Here is a 1,006-nt window from a genome sequence, read left to right on the forward strand (position 1 = left end):
CTTCGACCATCTGCCGCTGCCGGCGGGCGGGGCGGTGGCACCGGGCACCGTCGTGCTGATCACCGGCGGTCTCGGGCACGTCGGGCTGATCCTGGCCCGCCATCTGGCCGTCGAACGCGGATGCAAGGTCGTGCTGTCCTCCCGTACGGCACTGCCGCCGCGCGCGGAGTGGGAGCAGCACACCGACGACGCCTCCCCTACGGGTGTCCGCATCCGCTCCCTGCTGGAGCTGGAGCGGCTGGGCGGCGAGGTCATGGCGGTGGCCGCGGACAGCGCGGACGCCGGGCAGTTGCGGTCGGCGATAGCGGCAGCCGAGCAGCGGTTCGGCCCGGTCGGGGTGGTCGTGCACGCTGCCGGCATCTCCGACCCCAGCGGCTTCGGACCGGCGCATCTGATCGGCGCGGCCAGTAGCACGCAGCACTTCCGGTCCAAGCAGACCGGCTTCGGCGCACTGCGCGAGGTGTTCGCCGGGCGGGACGTGCGCGGCATCACGCTGTCGTCGCTGTCCGCGGTGCTCGGCGGCCTCGCGCTGGGCCCGTACTCGGCCGCCAACGCCGCCCTGGACGCCCATGTGCTGGCCGCCCGGGGCACCGACGGCGCCCGCTGGATCACCGTGGACTGGGACACCTGGGGGCGTACACCGAGCCCGGACGGCCCGCCACCCGGCGAGTACGACATGACGCCGGCGGAAGCGGTGGAGATCTTCGAGCGGGCACTGGCCGCGGTCGACACAGTCGACCACGTGGTCATCTCCACCGGCCCGCTGGGCGATCGCTTCCAGCAGTGGGTCGTGGACCGCGGCATGACGGACAAGCTCGACGACGAGGACGCCCAGCGCGATCCGCGTCCGGAGCTGTCCATCCCGTACACCGAGCCGGCCGCGGGCACCGAGGCGGCGCTCGCGGAGATCTGGGCGCGCGTGCTGCGCCTGGAGACGGTGGGCGCGGATGACGACTTCTTCGGCCTGGGCGGCAACTCGGTCCTGGCCATCGAGGTGGTCTCGCGC

1 protein-coding gene is annotated in these 1,006 nt (G+C 73.5%); it reads left to right on the top strand.

Features of this window, described 5'->3' with window-relative positions; genetic code table 11:
* A partial coding sequence (locus tag ACMZ42_RS27100; RefSeq protein WP_415733438.1) for an SDR family NAD(P)-dependent oxidoreductase occupies positions 1-1,006 on the top strand: 1,006 nt, incomplete at both ends.

Origin of the sequence: Lysinibacillus sp. NPDC056185 (genome assembly GCF_047737915.1) — a bacterium.
GTDB lineage: Bacteria > Bacillota > Bacilli > Bacillales_A > Planococcaceae > Lysinibacillus.